The 984-nt window shown below is 47.3% G+C and carries 1 pseudogene; it reads left to right on the top strand.

Annotated elements, in window-relative coordinates:
* Positions 1-984: pseudogene (locus R7E78_RS24815) on the top strand (hypothetical protein); the annotation flags it as partial.

Here is a 984-nt window from a genome sequence, read left to right as displayed (position 1 = left end):
GGTTCGATTTCCCTTACTACTTATCCTCAATCTATTGCAACCAGCGTATCCGTTGAGGCGGGCGATCTCCCGCTTGACCCTAGCTGATTTGTTCCATCTGCTGCTTCACTAGAGTCGCTACTGGCCGAATTGAACACCGATATTCAATCTGGTGGTAAAGCTGTCGAGTTCTCATACGACGAAGCGCAAAATGCCATCATTGGTGTTCAAGATGGCAATGAAGTCCTACGTATTGAAATTGAAGCGACTTCGCTAGGTCGTGATATCGAGTTGGAGGTGACGACCACCATAAGCCAAGGCATTGACCATGTTGCGTCTGTAGATGACGGGCAGGTGTCGATTGTTGGTGACCGCATCAGTATTGAGTTTGAGATGACGGGTACTGATATTGGTGGTAATAGCATTCGTACGCCAATTGATTTTGTCACGACGATTATCGATGGTGATAATCCAGCGCCGCAAGACATCTCGTTTGAGAATGAAGAATCTTCATCGACGCCAATCACGGGGACGTTTGTCGAAATTGGCAGTGACCAGTTGGCTTCTGTCACTTTTAATCAGGAAAGTTTGTCGCAATTTGATGGTTTGTTAACTGACAACCAAGTGACGGTTGCGACCTTGTCTGAAGATGGCAGTAACATCACGTTAACCGTAGCTGGTACGGGAGAGGTGGTATTAAGCATCACGTTAAACACCGACGGCACGTACCAATTTGAACAGTTCAAACCGCTTGAGCAGACGAATGATAGCGATACGATAGCGCTTTCTCTTCCAACGACGATCGTGGATTACGACCAAGATACGGTCAGCAATACCTTTGTGATTACAATTGCTGATGGCGATAACCCAGTCGTTAACAATGTCACAAGCTTGTCTTTGGACGAGTCTGGCGGCGAGCAAGGTTCTCTACAGGGCATCGCGATTACTAGCGGTACCGGATCAATTTCGGCAGCCGCAGGCAGTGATATTATTGATCACTTCGAA

Source organism: Vibrio sp. YT-19(2023) (genome assembly GCF_033337395.1).
This window is presented reverse-complemented; position numbering and strand designations above follow the sequence as displayed.